The 14,963-nt window shown below is 68.9% G+C and carries 15 protein-coding genes; 6 read left to right on the plus strand and 9 right to left on the minus strand.

Annotated features, from left to right (window positions below):
* Position 1: 1 nt before the first annotated feature.
* The gene (mfd, locus tag N5I32_RS04890; protein WP_261494272.1) at positions 2–3,472 is read right to left on the minus strand and encodes a transcription-repair coupling factor; all 3,471 of its coding nucleotides are present in this window, start codon (positions 3,470–3,472) and stop codon (positions 2–4) included.
* Between the two features lie 42 nt (positions 3,473–3,514).
* Positions 3,515–4,042: a component of SufBCD complex gene (locus N5I32_RS04895; RefSeq protein ID WP_261494274.1), complete on the minus strand. Its 528-nt coding sequence runs from the start codon at positions 4,040–4,042 to the stop codon at positions 3,515–3,517.
* Positions 4,043–4,169: 127 nt separating this feature from the next.
* Between N5I32_RS04895 and hemB the strand changes: the two genes are divergently transcribed.
* Together hemB and N5I32_RS04905 are read left to right on the plus strand one after the other, a co-directional pair.
* On the plus strand, positions 4,170–5,162 hold the full coding sequence (gene hemB, locus N5I32_RS04900; RefSeq protein WP_261494275.1) for a porphobilinogen synthase: 993 nt from the start codon (positions 4,170–4,172) through the stop codon (positions 5,160–5,162).
* Positions 5,163–5,332: 170 nt separating this feature from the next.
* Positions 5,333–5,893: a lipid-binding SYLF domain-containing protein gene (locus N5I32_RS04905; RefSeq protein WP_261494276.1), complete on the plus strand. Its 561-nt coding sequence runs from the start codon at positions 5,333–5,335 to the stop codon at positions 5,891–5,893.
* Between the two features lie 153 nt (positions 5,894–6,046).
* Here the strand turns inward: N5I32_RS04905 and N5I32_RS04910 are convergent, their stop codons facing one another.
* The gene (locus N5I32_RS04910; RefSeq protein ID WP_261494277.1) at positions 6,047–6,919 is read right to left on the minus strand and encodes an NAD(P)-dependent oxidoreductase; all 873 of its coding nucleotides are present in this window, start codon (positions 6,917–6,919) and stop codon (positions 6,047–6,049) included.
* 91 nt (positions 6,920–7,010) lie between these two features.
* Here N5I32_RS04910 and N5I32_RS04915 point away from each other — a divergent pair, with 91 nt between their 5' ends.
* A complete protein-coding gene (locus N5I32_RS04915) occupies positions 7,011–9,473 on the plus strand; it encodes a penicillin acylase family protein (RefSeq protein ID WP_261494278.1) in 2,463 nt (820 codons plus the stop codon).
* Positions 9,474–9,604: 131 nt separating this feature from the next.
* Positions 9,605–9,886, plus strand: a complete 282-nt coding sequence (locus N5I32_RS04920) for a putative quinol monooxygenase (protein WP_261494279.1) — start codon at positions 9,605–9,607, stop codon at positions 9,884–9,886.
* 22 nt (positions 9,887–9,908) lie between these two features.
* On the opposite strand, the gene N5I32_RS04925 is transcribed toward N5I32_RS04920, so the two are convergent.
* Genes N5I32_RS04925 through N5I32_RS04940 form a run of 4 tightly spaced genes read right to left on the minus strand, consistent with a single transcriptional unit; the run spans position 9,909 to position 11,934 of the window.
* Positions 9,909–10,508 (minus strand): lytic transglycosylase domain-containing protein, encoded by a 600-nt coding sequence (locus N5I32_RS04925; RefSeq protein WP_261494280.1) that lies wholly within the window; start codon positions 10,506–10,508, stop codon positions 9,909–9,911.
* 40 nt (positions 10,509–10,548) lie between these two features.
* Positions 10,549–11,097, minus strand: a complete 549-nt coding sequence (locus N5I32_RS04930; RefSeq protein WP_261494281.1) for a helix-turn-helix transcriptional regulator — start codon at positions 11,095–11,097, stop codon at positions 10,549–10,551.
* Positions 11,097–11,630, minus strand: coding sequence for a cytochrome b/b6 domain-containing protein (locus N5I32_RS04935; protein WP_261494282.1), 534 nt, complete (start codon positions 11,628–11,630; stop codon positions 11,097–11,099). Before N5I32_RS04935 ends, N5I32_RS04930 begins: the two co-directional genes overlap by 1 nt.
* 55 nt (positions 11,631–11,685) lie before the next feature.
* Positions 11,686–11,934 carry a PepSY domain-containing protein gene (locus tag N5I32_RS04940; protein WP_261494283.1) on the minus strand — a complete coding sequence of 83 codons (249 nt, stop codon included), beginning with the start codon at positions 11,932–11,934 and terminating at the stop codon, positions 11,686–11,688.
* Between the two features lie 230 nt (positions 11,935–12,164).
* Here N5I32_RS04940 and ssb point away from each other — a divergent pair, with 230 nt between their 5' ends.
* Positions 12,165–12,689, plus strand: a complete 525-nt coding sequence (gene ssb / locus N5I32_RS04945) for a single-stranded DNA-binding protein (RefSeq protein WP_261494284.1) — start codon at positions 12,165–12,167, stop codon at positions 12,687–12,689.
* Between the two features lie 113 nt (positions 12,690–12,802).
* Positions 12,803–13,159 (plus strand): phasin family protein, encoded by a 357-nt coding sequence (locus tag N5I32_RS04950; RefSeq protein ID WP_261494285.1) that lies wholly within the window; start codon positions 12,803–12,805, stop codon positions 13,157–13,159.
* On the opposite strand, the gene aroB is transcribed toward N5I32_RS04950, so the two are convergent.
* Together aroB and N5I32_RS04960 are read right to left on the minus strand one after the other, a co-directional pair.
* Positions 13,156–14,274 (minus strand): 3-dehydroquinate synthase, encoded by a 1,119-nt coding sequence (gene aroB / locus N5I32_RS04955; RefSeq protein ID WP_261494286.1) that lies wholly within the window; start codon positions 14,272–14,274, stop codon positions 13,156–13,158. The two genes, N5I32_RS04950 and aroB, sit on opposite strands and share 4 nt — an antisense overlap.
* Positions 14,275–14,277: 3 nt before the next feature.
* Positions 14,278–14,823: a shikimate kinase gene (locus N5I32_RS04960; protein WP_261494287.1), complete on the minus strand. Its 546-nt coding sequence runs from the start codon at positions 14,821–14,823 to the stop codon at positions 14,278–14,280.
* Between the last annotated feature and the right edge of the window lie 140 nt (positions 14,824–14,963).

Consider the following 14,963-nt stretch of genomic DNA (forward strand, 5'->3'; position numbering starts at 1 on the left):
CTCAGGCCGTTGCCCGCCGGGCCTTGCGCGCCTTTTCGAAGGCGACGACCTTTTCGGCAAGATCGCGCGCGACCGCGAAGGCGCCCTTGATGCGGTCCCCCTCGCTGCCCCAGGCGCGGGTCAGGATAACCTTGTTGTCCTTCACCTTCGCCTGGCCCTTCTCGGCCTGGAGGAAATCGACCAGCCCGGCGGGGTCGGCGAAGCTGTCGTTGTGGAACTGGATGGTGATGCCCTTCGGCCCGGCGTCGAGCCGCGCGATGCCCGCGCGCTTGCACATCGCCTTGATGCGCACGACGAGGAGGAGCGTGTTGACCTCCTTCGGCAATTCCCCGAAGCGGTCGATCAGTTCGGCGGCGAACCCCTCAAGCTCCACCTTCGTGGTCAGGCCGGACAGGCGCCGGTAAAGCCCGAGCCGCACGTCGAGGTCGCGCACGTAGTCTTCCGGGATCAGGACCGGGACGCCGAGGTTGATCTGCGGCGCCCACTGGCCGTCATCCTCCGGCCCCTGGATGTCGCCCGATTTCAGCTTGGCGATCGTCTCCTCCAGCATGGCCTGGTAAAGCTCGTAGCCCACTTCGCGGATGTGGCCAGACTGCTCCTCGCCCAGAAGGTTGCCGGCGCCGCGCAGGTCGAGGTCCTGGCTGGCGAGCGAGAACCCCGCGCCCAGGCTGTCGAGCGAGCCGAGAAGCCGGAGCCGCTTTTCGGCGGCGGGCGTCAGCGGCGCGCGCGGCTTCGTCGTCAGGTAGCAGTAGGCGCGGGTCTTGGACCGGCCGACCCGGCCGCGGATCTGGTAAAGCTGGGCCAGGCCGAACATGTCGGCCCGGTGCACGATCATCGTGTTCGCGGTCGGGATGTCGAGGCCGCTTTCGACGATGCTGGTGGCCAGCAGAACGTCATACTTGCCGTCGTAGAAGGCGTTCATCCGGTCGTCCAGATCGCCCGCGGCAAGCTGGCCGTGCGCGACGATAAAGCTGACCTCGGGCACGTGGGTCTTGAGGAAATCCTCGATCTCCGGCAGGTCGGCGATGCGGGGGACGACGTAGAAGGACTGCCCGCCGCGATAGTGTTCGCGCAGAAGCGCCTCGCGCAGGGTGACGCTGTCAAACTCGCTCACATAGGTGCGGATCGCCAGCCGGTCGACCGGGGGCGTGCCGATGATCGAGAGGTCGCGCACCCCCGAAAGCGACATCTGGAGCGTGCGGGGAATGGGCGTCGCGGTCAGCGTCAGGACGTGGATTTCGCTCCGCATCTCCTTCAGCCGTTCCTTGTGGCCGACGCCGAAATGCTGTTCCTCGTCGATGACGAGAAGGCCGAGGTTGCGGAACTTCACCCCCTTGGCCAAGACCGCATGGGTGCCGATGACGATGTCCACCGTCCCCTCGGCCAGGCCCTGCCGGGTCAGGGCCGCGTCCTTGGCGGAGACGAAGCGCGAGAGCGGGCGCACGGTGATGGCGGTGCCGCGGAAGCGTTCGGAGAAGGTCTTGAAATGCTGGCGGGCCAGCAGCGTCGTCGGCGCGATGACGGCAACCTGCACGCCCGACATTGCGGCGGCGAAGGCCGCGCGCATGGCGACCTCGGTCTTGCCGAAGCCGACGTCGCCGACGATGAGCCGGTCCATCGGGCTGCCCTCGGCAAGGTCGCCTGTCACCTCCTCGATCGCAGAAAGCTGGTCGTCGGTTTCCTGGTAGGGGAAGCGCGCGCAGAAGGCGTCCCAGTCGTGGTGCGGCGCCTCGAGGATGGGGGCGGTGCGCAGCGCGCGTTCGGCCGCGACCCGCATGAGGCGTTCGGCGATCTGTCGGATGCGTTCCTTGAGCCGAGCCTTGCGCGCCTGCCATGCGCCGCCGCCCAGCTTGTCGAGCAACCCCTCCTCATGGCCGAAGCGGCTGAGAAGCTCGATGTTCTCGACCGGCAGGTAAAGCCGGTCGCCGCCCGCGTATTCGAGCAGCACGCATTCATGCGGCGCGCCAAGCGCGGTGACGGTTTCCAGCCCCTTGTAGCGGCCGACGCCGTGTTCGACATGAACGACAAGGTCGCCGGGCGAAAGCGACTGCGCCTCGGTCAGGAAGTTCTCGGCCCTGCGGCGCTTCTTGGCGCCCCGGATCAGCCGGTCGCCCAGCACGTCCTGTTCGGAGATGACGGTCAGGCCCTGCGCCTCGAACCCGTGTTCGAGCGCCCAGACCGCGAGCCAGAGCCCGCGCTTGCCCTCGCCAAGGTCGCGGATGTCGCGGGCGGCGCCTGCGCCCTTGACGCCCTCGTCCTCCAGCAGGCCCTTCAGACGCTCGCGCGCGCCTTCGGAATAGGAGGCAACGACAACCGGGCCATCCTTCAGCCGTGCCGTCAGATGCGCCGCGAAGGCCCCGAAAAGGCTGACGTTTTCAAGCTGGCGTTCGGGAGCGAAGTTGCGCCCGATGCGCCCGCCGGCGTCCAGCACCCCCGGCCCGGTCGGCTGCGGCAGGGCGACAAGCTGGATCGTGCGGCGGGGGGCGATCGCCGCCTCCCACGCCGCGTCGTCGAGGTAGAGGAGACCCGGCGCGCAGGGCTTGTAAACCGAATCGAGCCGGTCGCGCGTCTTCAGCGCGGCCAGCCGCGTCTCGTACTGGTCGGCGATGCCTTCCGAGCGCGAGAGCCGCGCCGGGGTCAACTGGTCATCCAGCATCACCGAGGCGCCGGGCAGGTAGTCGAACAGCGTTTCCAGCCGGTCGTGGAAGAAAGGCAGCCAGTGTTCGACGCCGGCGTGCTTGCGCCCCGCGCTGACCGCCTCGTAGAGCGGGTCGTCGGTGCCCGCTGCGCCGAACTCGATCCGGTAGGTCTGGCGGAAGCGGGTAATCGAGGGCTCATCCAGGATGACCTCGCTGACCGGGGCGAGATCGACCGAGGCAAGTTTCTCGGTCGTCCGCTGGGTCGCTGCGTCGAACCGGCGCGCGCCGTCGAGCATGTCGCCCCAGAGGTCGAGCCGCACCGGGCCGCCGGCGCCGGGGGGGAAGATGTCGATGATGCCGCCGCGGATCGCGTAGTCGCCCGGCTCCGACACGGTGGAGGTCTGCGAGAAGCCCATCCGCACGAGGTAGTCGCGCAGCGCGCCTTCGTTCACGCGCGTGCCGACTTTCGCGCTGAAGCAGGAGGCACTCACCACCTCGCGCGCGGGCAGGCGCTGGGTCGCGGCGTTGAGCGTGGTCAGCAGGATGAAGGGCCCGTCGAGGCCTGCGGCCAGCGCCGCAAGCGTGGCCATCCGCCCGGCCGAAACCTCGGGGTTGGGCGAGACGCGATCATAGGGCACGCAGTCCCAGGCCGGGAAGGTCAGGACCGGCGCCTCGGGCGCGAAGAAGGCGAGTGCGGCGCGCATCGCCTCCATCCGCTTGTCGTCGCGCGCGACATGAACGACGGAGGCGCCGCGCGCCAGTTCGCGGGCCAGCAGGCGGGCGTCAAATCCTTCGGGCGCGCCCGAGAGGGTGATGTGGTTGTCGCGGGTCATGCCCGCTCACCTATCCGGACAGGGGCGGATGTCAACCCGCCCTCAGTTCGGCAGGACGGGGATGTTGGCGTTCTGGATCATGCCCCAGGTCGCGGTGACGAAGATCGACACCACGCCGATGGCCTGGATCGCCATGCGGTGGCGGCCAAGCCGCTTGTGCAGTGCGCTGCCCTTGTCGCCGTATTCGGCGATGCGCCCGGCGGTGCGCACGCTCAGCAATCCGACGAGGCCGAGGGGGAAGAGGATGAGGAATACCGCCTGGCAGATCTCCAGCCCGTAGTAGAAGCCGAGCAGTCCCAGGCAGGTATAGGCGGCCGAGCCGATCCCCAGAAGGCTGCTGCCGGCGGTGCGGGAAATGTAGAGGACGCGGTTGACGCAGAGGCGGGCGAACTCTTCAAGCTCCTCCTCGGCCTGGCCGCCCGAGCGTCGGGCGCGCACGACCATGTCGAAGGGGATGCCGATGACCCAGTGGCTGGCCTGGGACCAGGTGACGGCAAGCGCGATCCAGTACCAGAGGTTGGAAAAGGACCGCAGGTCGATCACTTCGGAAATCAGTTGGGTCCACGACACGCTTGTTACCCTTGTTACCCTTGCCACCGCTGCTCGCGCCGATGCTAGCGGCGGAGTGCGGCGCTTTCCACCCTTGAGATGCGGGCCGATCCGTGCCACCCGATAGTGCAACAGGAAAGGCACGTTCATGACCCCGACCCAAGGCCCCTTCCCCGCCACCCGCTTCCGGCGGCTGCGCCGGACCCCCGCGCTGCGCGGCCTTGCCCAGGAAACCCACCTGTCGGTCAAGGACCTGATCTGGCCGGTGTTCGTGACCGACGTGGCGGGCGCCGATGCGCCGGTGCCCTCGATGCCGGGCGTGGCGCGGGTGACGGTCGAGGGCGCGGTGCGCGCGGCCGAGGAGGCGGCGCGGCTCGGCATTCCGGCGATCTGCCTGTTTCCCTACACCGACGCGGGCCTGAGGACCGAGGACTGCGCCGAGGCGTGGAACCCGGACAACATCACCAACCGCACCATCCGGGCGATCAAGGCGGCGGTGCCCGAGGTCGCGGTGATGACCGACATCGCGCTCGACCCCTACAACGCCAACGGCCACGACGGGCTGGTGCGCGACGGCATCATCCTGAATGACGAGACGGTGGCGGCACTGGTGCGCATGGCGCTGGCGCAGGCCGAGGCGGGGGCGGACATCCTTGGCCCCTCGGACATGATGGACGGGCGCATCGGCGCGTTGCGCACCGCCCTGGAAGGTGCCGGGCACCGCGACTTGGCGATCCTGTCCTATGCGGCGAAATACGCCTCGGCCTTCTACGGGCCGTTCCGCGACGCGGTGGGCGCCGGCGGGCGGCTGGTCGGCGACAAGAAGACCTACCAGATGAATCCCGCCAATTCCGACGAGGCGATCCGGCTGGTCGCGCGCGACCTTTCGGAAGGCGCGGACATGGTCATGGTCAAGCCCGGCATGCCCTATCTCGACATCTGCAGGCGGGTGAAGGACGCCTTCGGCGCGCCGACCTATGCCTACCAGGTCTCGGGCGAGTACGCGATGCTGATGGGCGCGATCGAGCGCGGCTGGCTGAAGGAGGAGGTGATCCTCGAAAGCCTGATGGCGTTCCGGCGCGCCGGCTGCGATGGCGTGCTGACCTATTTCGCCCCCCGCGTGGCGCGGATGCTGGGCTGACCGGCAGGAATCCGCTTGGGCGGAGGGCCCTGCCCGGGTCTAGGGCGGCTGATCGCAAGACTAGGTGACAAAAGGACAAAAACCCACTATAGGTGGGGTGAGAACGGCCCTGGAAGGGTCGCCCGGCGCGTTTTCGCGCGCCAGATGAGGCAACAGAGCGGAGTAGGGACATGAGCGGAGTGACGCGGCGAAGCGTGATCTTGTCCGGGGGCGCGGCCTTCGGCCTTGCGGCCTGCGGCAACGGGCTCGGCGGCGGGGGCGCGGCCAAGCTCGACGCGCGCGTGGATGCGGCGCGCGACTACCTGGCGTCGACCTATCCCGGCACCCGCGACCTTGCGGCCAAGGCGGTGGGCGTCCTTTACGTCCCCCTGGTGACCGAGGCGGGGATCATCACCTTCGGCGGCTCCTACGGGCAGGGCGCGCTGCGCATCAACGGCGCGACGGTGGATTACTATTCGGCGACGCAGGCGAGCGTCGGCCTCCAGATCGGCGCGCAGCAGTATGCACACGCGCTCTTCTTCATGACGCCCGAGGCGCTGAGCGAGTTCCGCACCTCGCCGGGCTGGGTCGCGGGCGCCAACATGGCCTATGCGCTGCCCGACCAGGGCGGGTCTCTGGGGGTGGATACCACCACCTCGCTCGCCCCGGTCATCGCGCTGGTCTACGGGCAGGCGGGATTCATCGCCGGGGCGAAGGTGACCGGCACCAAGTACACGCGCATCATCCCCTGAGACGGGCGGCTGACGGCACGGGCGGCTGAAAGCGGCGGGGGGTTGTCTGCCCCCCGTCGCCATTGGTGCTCGGACCGATGGCGCACCAATGGCGACCCCCGAGGATATTTGGAAAAAGAAGAAGGAGCGGGCCGGAAAGGTTGGGCCGGGCGGTCAGCCCGCCCGGCGCAGGCGCGCGATCAGGCTCGAGGTGTCCCAGCGCCCGCCCCCCATCTTCTGCACGTCCTTGTAGAACTGGTCGACAAGCGCGGTGACCGGCAGGCTTGCGCCGATCTCGTCGCCGGTCCTGAGGCAGATGCCCAGGTCCTTGCGCATCCAGTCGACGGCGAAGCCGAAGTCGAACCGGTCCTCGGCCATGGTCTTGTGGCGGTTGGCCATCTGCCAGCTTCCTGCCGCGCCCTGGGAGATGACCTCGACTAGCTGGACGATGTCTAGGCCGGCCTTTTCGGCGAAGTGCAGACCTTCGGAGAGGCCCTGGACGAGGCCCGCGATGCAGATCTGGTTCACCATCTTGGCCAGCTGGCCCGCGCCGGTCGGCCCGAGGCGGCGGCAGACGCGGGCATAGGCGGCGATCACCGGCTCTGCCCGGGCATAGTCATCCTCGGCCCCGCCGCACATGACGGAAAGGACGCCGTTCTCGGCCCCCGCCTGGCCGCCGGAGACGGGCGCGTCGACATAGCCGAGGCCGCGTTCGGCGGCGATGGTGGCCAGTTCGCGCGTGACGGCGGCGGAAACAGTGGTGTGGTCAACGAAGACCGCGCCCCGCGCCATTCCGGCGAAGGCGCCGGCCTCGCCGAGGCAGACCGCGCGCAGGTCGTCATCGTTGCCGACGCAGGCCATCACGAAGTCGGCGCCGCGCGCGGCCTCGGCGGGGGTGGCGGCGGTGGCGCCGCCGTGCCGTTCGGCCCAGGCCGCGGCCTTGGCGGGCGAGCGGTTGTAGACCGTCACCGCGTGCCCCTTGGCCTGCAGGTGTCCCGCCATCGGGAACCCCATCACTCCAAGGCCGAGAAATGCCACCTTCGCCATGTTGTTCTCCTCTGGTCATTGCGGTCGGGCCGGTTCTGTCCTAGTTAACCGCCCTGCCCCCGTCGTCAACCGCCCTCGGTCGCGAGTCCCGATGTTCACTGCCTTCCGATGGCTCCTGCGCCTTGTCGTCGCGACCGTCCTTCTGGCGGTGGCTGGGCTCGCGCTCGGCTACTACTTCGCCAGCCGGTCGCTGCCCGACTACAACGCCGGCTACGCGCTGGCGGGGCTGGGGGGAGAGGTCGAGATCGTGCGCGACACCGCCGACGTGCCCCACATCTTCGCCGCCAGCGACCGCGACGCCTTTTTCGCGCTGGGGTTTGCCCATGCGCAGGACCGGCTCTGGCAGATGACGCTGATGCGGCGGACGGTGCAGGGGCGGCTGTCGGAGCTGTTCGGGGAACGGACGCTGGCCGTCGACGAGATGATGCGCCGGCTTGACCTCTACGGCATCGCGACGCGGTCGGCGGGCGCGCAGGATGCCGAGACGCTGGAGGCGCTCAACGCCTATTCGGACGGGGTGAACGCCTGGATCGGCATCGTCAACGCGCAGGCGATGGGCCGGGGGGCGCCGGAGTTCTTCCTGTTCTCGAACGAGATCGCCTATTGGCAGCCGGCCGATTCCATCGCGCTGATGAAGCTGATGGCGCTGCAGGTCTCGGGGCATCTGGAGCGCGAGGTGCTGACTGCGCGGGTATCGCTCTTGTCGCAAGACTGGGTGCGCGACCTGCTTCCGCTGGTGCCGGGCGAGGGCACGGCGGCGCTGCCGCCCTTTGCCGGTCTGTTCCCGGCCGCGCCGCGCAGCTTTGCCGCGCTCGACATCGCGCCCGCCGATCCCCTGTCGCCCTTCCGGCGCGCGGCCTTCGCGGGTGCCTCGAACGCCTGGGCGGCCGCACCCTCGCGGTCGGCGGCGGGTGCGGCTCTGCTGGCCAACGACCCCCACCTGCCCTTCTCGGCGCCGACGGTCTGGTACCTGGCGCATCTGGGGCTGAGCACGGGCGGCGTGATCGGGGGCACCATCCCCGGCATTCCCGCGATCCTGACCGGGCGCAACCAGACGCTGGGCTGGGGGATCACCTCGGCCTATCTCGACGACCAGGACATCCTGATCGAGGAGTTGAACCCCGGCGACCCGGAACGCTACCGCACCGCCGAAGGCTGGAAGCCCTTTGTCACCCGCAAGGCGATCATCGAGGTGAAGGACGCGGCGCCGGTGACCGTGACGCTCCGCTGGACCGATAACGGGCCGGTGCTGCCGGCCACGCATTACGACCTGGGGTCGGTAACGCCGAAGGGCTATGTCGCGGCGCTGGCCTGGACCGCGCTCGACCCCGCCGACCGCTCGATCGGCGCGGCCATTGGCATGATGCGGGCGCAGACGGTCGAGGCGGCGCTGGCGGCGGGGGAGGACTATGTGGCGCCGGCCCAGAACGTCGTCATCGCGGGGCCCGACGGTATCGCCATGACGATGATCGGCAAGATGCCGAAGCGCGACCCGCGCCACCAGTCGCAGGGCCGGATGCCCGCGCCGGGCTGGATCGCCGAGAACCGCTGGCAGGGGTATTTCCCCTATGCGGAGAACCCGCGCTTCGTGAACCCTGCGGGCGGGATCGTCGGCAACACCAACAACAAGACGGTGGACCGGCCCTTCCCGCGTCACGTCAGCCAGTACTGGGGCGACAGCCAGCGCGTGCAGCGCTGGACGCGCCTGATGCAGGAGCGCGAGGTGCACAGCCGCGAAAGCTTCATCGCCGCGCAGCTTGACACCACCTCGCCCGCCGCGCGCACGCTTCTGCCGCTGGTCGCCGCGAACCTGTGGTTCACCGGCGAGGCGGCGACCGAGGGCACGCCCGAACGGATGCGCCAGCGCGCGCTCGACCTGCTGGCCAAGTGGGACGGCGAGATGAGCGAGCACCTGCCAGAGCCGCTGATCTACGCCGCCTGGATGCGCGCGCTCCAGTTCCGGCTGATCCGGGACGAGCTTGGCCCCCTGGCCGAGGAGTTCACCCATCTGGAGCCCTTGTTCGTCGAGCGTGTCTTCCGCGACGTGGAGGGCGCGGGGCGCTGGTGCGACGTGCTGCGCTCGGCCCCGGTCGAGACCTGCGACGAGATCGCGCGGATGGCGCTGGACGATGCGCTGGTCGAGCTTTCGGCCCGCTTCGGCCCCAATGTCGAAAGCTGGCGCTGGGGCGAGGCGCATCAGGCCACGCACGATCATTCGGTACTGGGCCGGCTGCCGGTGCTGAACTGGTTCGTGAACATCCGCCAGCCGACCTCGGGCGGGGACAACACGCTGCTGCGCGGCCGCACGGCGGGGACCGAACCGGAACCATACCTGAACGTCCATGGCGCCGGATATCGGGGCGTCTACGACTTTGCCGACCCCGACAGTTCGGTCTTCATCCTGTCCACCGGCCAGTCGGGCCACCCGCTCAGCCGGCACTACGACGACCTGTCGGAACTGTGGCGCCGCGGCGAATACATCCCGATGTCGCTGGACCCGGAGCTTGCGCGCGCGGCGGCGACGGGGATCACGCTGCTGACGCCCCAGCCCTGAGCCGCCGGGCCTGCCCCGGTCGCAGGAAGGGTCCGGTGCAGATTGTCGTGGAAAACCGCGCCGAGTTTCGCGAGTGTCGGTCAACGCCGCCCGAAGGTCGCGGCCCGTTCCGCCGCCGGAGGTTTGCGCAGGTGTCACAGGTCGTCCTGACCGGGTTTCTCAGGTGCCGCACGCTGGAGGAGGCCGACCGCGTGTCGCTCCTCCTGCCCGAGCATGTCCGCCTGACGCGGGCCGAGGCCGGATGCCTGAGTTTCGAGGTGTTCCGCTCGATGGCGGACCCCGCCTGCTTTGCGGTGCGCGAGGTGTTCCGCGACCGCGCGGCCTTCGAGGCGCACCAGCGCCGCGCCGCGGGCTCGGTCTGGGGGCGCGCGACGCGCGGCATCCCGCGCGACTACCGGATTTCGGGGGTGTGACGGGCGGGCGGTGGCGCGAGGCTCAACTGCCGAGGATGCCCTTCACGTAGCCCTGGGTTTCGGCATAGGGCGGCACGCCACCATGCTTCGTCACCGCCTCGGGCCCGGCGTTGTAGGCGGCCAGCGCCAGCCGCCAGTCGCCGAAACGGTCGTACATCATGCGCAGATAGCGCGCGCCCCCGTCGAGGTTCTGCGACGGATCGGCCGGGTCGACGCCCAGCCGGCGCGCGGTTTCGGGCATCAGTTGTGCCAGCCCCTGCGCGCCCTTGTGCGACACCGCCGTCGGGTTCCAGCCGGACTCACGCTGCACGAGACGCAGGAAGAGGTCGACCGGGATCCCGTGACGCTCTGCCGCCGCCCTCGCGGTTTCGAGATAGAGCCCGCGGTAGCGCCCGGAATAGCTCGGGATCGCGACGGCATTGGGGGCGATGCTGGCGGAGAGCACTTTCGCAGAGGCCGAATACTGGTTCGCGATCCGCGTGTCGATCAGGGCCGTCTGCTGCCGGAACAGCGCCGCGCGCGAGGCCGGCTTGGTCTTCGAGAATGTCAGGCCCTCTGCCCAGAGCGCGCCCGGTGCCACCAGCACAAGCGCGGCCAGACCCGCCGCCAGAACCCGCCGCATGCGTCCCTCGTTCATTCACCCGCGCGGGACTATACAGAATTCAGGCCGCGTTTCCAGACTTTTGCGCCGCCCCATCCGCGCCCGGCAGCGCGCCGCGCATCAGGTCCTCGATCAGGAGGCTGACAAGCTGCGACCGCCCGCTGACGCCGGCCTTGCGGTAGATGGCATTGAGATGAGTCTTTACGGTCGCCTCGGCCGATCCGCGCATCTCCGCGACCTCGGCGATGGTGAAGCCCTTGATGGTGAAGGCCGCGACATCGGCCTCCGACGCGGTCAGGCCCCAGTCGGCAAAGTAGCTTTCCATGAGATCGTGCAGCGCACCCGACGCGGCGCTCAGCGCGCGTTCGGCATGCGCCTGCCGGCGCAGGAGCCCGGCAAGAAAGGCCGCCTCGACCGCCGCGCCGGCCAGAAGCGCGAGGTTCGCGACCACCTCCAGCGAAAAGTGGAGAAGGGTAACCTCCGGGTCGGGCATCTCCATGAAGTCCCGCGCCAGATCGGACAGGAAGAACAGGGCGCAGAACCCCTGAAGCACGATCAGCGCAGCCAGGGCCACGCCAACCGTTCTGGTCTTTCCCGACATGGCTGCCATCATCCCTCCCTGCCCTGCGGCACCTCCTTGTAGCCCGTCACCATGGCCCTGGGAAGGTTGACGCCCAGGCGGCGGCTTTCCAGGATCGCGCCGGCGACGTGGAAGACGACCGAGACCTCGGCCCAGGTCACCAACACCTCGTGTGCATCCTCGACCCATCCCACCCCGAAGAAGGTGTTGGTGGTCATCATGTAGCCGGTGACGCCGATGGCGAGGAGCGTCAGCAGGAGGTTGTAGATCATCAGCGCGCCCAGCGGCGAATGCCCCGCATGGATATGCCGGCGCCCGGTGGCCATGTCGGTCATCTGCCCCACGGCGGCCGAGACCGAGGGCGGGAAATCGGCAAAGCGCGCGTGACGGGTGCCGACGATGCCCCAGATCACCCGCAGCCCGACCAGCGCGAGGATGGCGTAGCCAATCCATTCGTGCAGCTTGCCTTCGGCGTCGTCGATCAGCGCGTTCATGGTGAAGCCCGCCACGACCGCCCAGTGAAAGACCCTCACGAAGGGGTCCCAGACCTTGATCCTGTTCATGTTCCCTCCTTCCGCGGGGCGGGGGACCGGCGCTGGCCGGCCCCCCTGACCGGGATCAGCTTTCTTCCTTGGACTTCACGATCTCGAGCGCCTCGTTCAGGTAGAGCTCGAACTTCTTGCCGTCCTTGAGGGCATAGACCTCGATCATGCCGTCCTCGCTGTCGATCTTGCGCACCTCGTAGCCCTGGGCGGTCAGCTGTTCGGTGATCTTCGCCTGCGTCGCCTCGTCGATCTTGTCCGAGGCATGGGCGGGAAGCGCCAGGCCGGACACGGCGAGGGCTGCGGCAAGAATGATCTTCTTCATCGTCTGCTCCTGGTTCGGGGACCGGCGCCACGCCGTGTCCTGCCCCGTCATCTGCCCGCTGTGACGGGCAAGGGAAATCGGCCGGCAGGTGTAGAAAGGGCGTTCGGGCCCGTCTGCAACCGGAGTTTGACAGCGGGAAAGCGCCGAGGCGGGCGGGGTTTTACCCTTTCTCAACCCCTTCGGGGTGCCTATACCGTCTGGTAACCAGAATCTCCCGGAGGGCACAGCAGATGGCAGGGTCGGTCAACAAGGTCATTCTCATCGGAAACCTCGGACGCGACCCCGAGGTGCGGTCGTTCCCGAACGGCGGCAAGGTCTGCAACCTGCGCATCGCGACCTCGGAAACCTGGCGCGACCGCAACACGGGCGAGCGCAAGGAACGCACCGAATGGCATTCGGTGGCGATCTTCGACGAAAACCTGGCGAAGGTGGCCGAACAGTACCTGCGTAAAGGATCGACCGTCTATCTCGAAGGGCAGCTCGAAACCCGCAAGTGGCAGGACCAGTCCGGTGCCGACCGCTACACGACCGAGGTGGTCCTGCGCCCCTTCCGCAGCACCATGACGATGCTGGGCGGCCGCGGCGAAGGCGGCTCGGGCGGCGGGCAGTCCGGTGGCTTCGACGATGACCGTTCGGGCGGCTATGGGGGCAGCTACGGCGGCGGATCGTCGGGCGGCGGCTATGGCGGGGGCGGTTCGGGCGGCGGGCAGTCCGGCGGCGGGCGGCCCGACCTTGACGACGAGATTCCGTTCTGAGCGGGCGGCACCCGCGGATATCCGCCCTTTCCGGGTGTTTCTGACACGGATCAAGGAAGCGTCGGCATCAGTGCGCTATCATTATCCATGATTCGGAAACAGCGGGGGATGCCATGATCACACGGGCACAGACGAAGGCGGACAAGCAGACGAGCGGGCAGGCGGGCGCGGGCGGACAGTCGCCCATGGCGGGGTTCACCGCCCTGCCCGCCGGCTGGTTCTCTACCGAGGCGATCGAGAAACTGGGGGACATGGGTGCGGAATACATGGACTTCCTGGCCGAGCGCATCCGCGAGGACGTGAGGACCCAGCATGCGATCCTGCACTGCAAGGATCCGGCCGACCTGCGCAAGGTGCAGGAGGATTTCCTGAAGACGGCCGCCGACCAGTACGCCGCGCAGGCGGGTCGCATGACGGAACTGACCAACGCCTTCATGGCGGCGCTGATGCTGCCCCGGATCGACGACTAGGGCAGCGGCCGCATTGACAGCGCGTCCTGAAGCAGGGCGCGCACCGTCGCGGTGTCGACATCGCCGGCCACGAACGCCTCCCCGATCCCGCGGGCGAGGATGAAGCGTAGTTTGCCGTCCAGCACCTTCTTGTCCTGCGCCATCAGGGCAAGAAGTGCGTCGGCGTCCGGCAGGTCGCCGGGAATGTCGGCCAGATCGCATTTCATGCCCATCGCCCGCAGATGCGCGCGGACCCGGCTGGGCGCCTCCTGCGCGCAAAGGCCGAGCCGCTGGCTGAGTTCGAAGGCCAGCGCGCAGCCGATCGCCACGCCCTCGCCGTGCAGGAGCCGGGCGGAGTAGCCCGTCGCGGTTTCGAGCGCGTGGCAGAAGGTGTGGCCGAGGTTGAGGAGCGCGCGGTCGCCCTCCTCGGTCTCGTCCCGTTCCACGATCCGCGCCTTCATCTCCACCGACCGGCGCACGGCATGCTGGCGCAGCCCCGCGTCGCCGCGCGCGAGCGCCGGGCCGTTCCCCTCGAGCCAGTCGAAGAAGGCGGCATCGCCGAGAAGCCCGTATTTCACCACCTCGCCATAGCCCGACAGGAAGTCGCGGCCGGGCAGCGTGTCCAGAACGCCGATATCGGCGAGGACAAGTGCCGGCTGGTGGAAAGCCCCGATCAGGTTCTTGCCGTGGACAGAGTTGATGCCGGTCTTGCCGCCGACCGAACTATCGACCTGCGCCAGAAGCGTGGTCGGGATCTGCACGAAGCGCACGCCGCGCCTGAGGATCGCGGCGGCGAACCCGGCAAGATCGCCGATCACGCCGCCGCCAAGCGCGATCACGATGTCACGCCGCTCGACCTTTTCGGAGAGCAGCCAGTCGACGGCGCGGGAAAACTGCGGCCAGCCCTTGGTCGCCTCGCCCGCGGGCAAGGCCAGCGCCGTCATCGCGATGTCGCCCAGCCCATCGCGCAGCGAGTCGAGATGCAGCCCGGCGACCGTCTCGTCGGTCAGGACGGCGACGCGGCGGCGCTTCAGGAGCGGCGCGATCTCGGCCCCGGCGCGGGCCAGGAGCCCCTGCCCGATCCGCACGTCGTAGGCGCGCGCGCCCAGCTCGACCCTGACCGTTTCCGTCGCCATCGCTCAGTTCCCTTCCACGATGCCGCCGTGATCGACCAGAGCCCCGATCACCTTCTGCGTCATCTCGTCGATCGAATAGTCCGCGCGCGCCTCGACCGTCACCTCGGCCTTGGAATAGGCGGGCGTGCGCGCCTCGAGAAGCGTGCGCAGCGTCTCCTTCGGGTTCTCGGTGCGCAGGAGCGGCCGGGTGGTCTTGTGGCGGACGCGCTGCCAGAGCAACTCCAGGTCCGCCTTGAGCCAGACCGCGACGCCCGCCCGCGCGATCGCCTCGCGGTTGGCCGGCGCGAGGAAGGCGCCGCCGCCGGTGGACAGCACGCAGGGCGGACCGGCCAGCAGCCGCTCCAGCACCTGCGATTCCTTCTGCCGGAAGAACGCCTCGCCGTCGCGCGCGAAGATTTCGGCCACGCTGCGGTTCGCGGCCTTCTCGATCTCGTCGTCCGAATCGATGAATGGCACGCCGAGCGTGCGCGCCAGCGCAGTGCCGATCGCCGTCTTGCCGGCGCCCATCATGCCGACAAGCACCACGGTTTTCCTCAGCCGCGTCGTCACCTGTCCGTCCATCCCCCGGGCCGTTTTGGCAATCCCTCGCCCGTCCGGCGAACTTTCTGCCTTCAATGGCGTGAACTCGCGCGAAAAGCCATATATAATCTTTGCCGAAGACCCCGCGAACGGGGCACGGGCAGAAGATA

Source organism: Albidovulum sediminis, from assembly GCF_025380365.1.
GTDB lineage: Bacteria > Pseudomonadota > Alphaproteobacteria > Rhodobacterales > Rhodobacteraceae > Albidovulum > Albidovulum sediminis.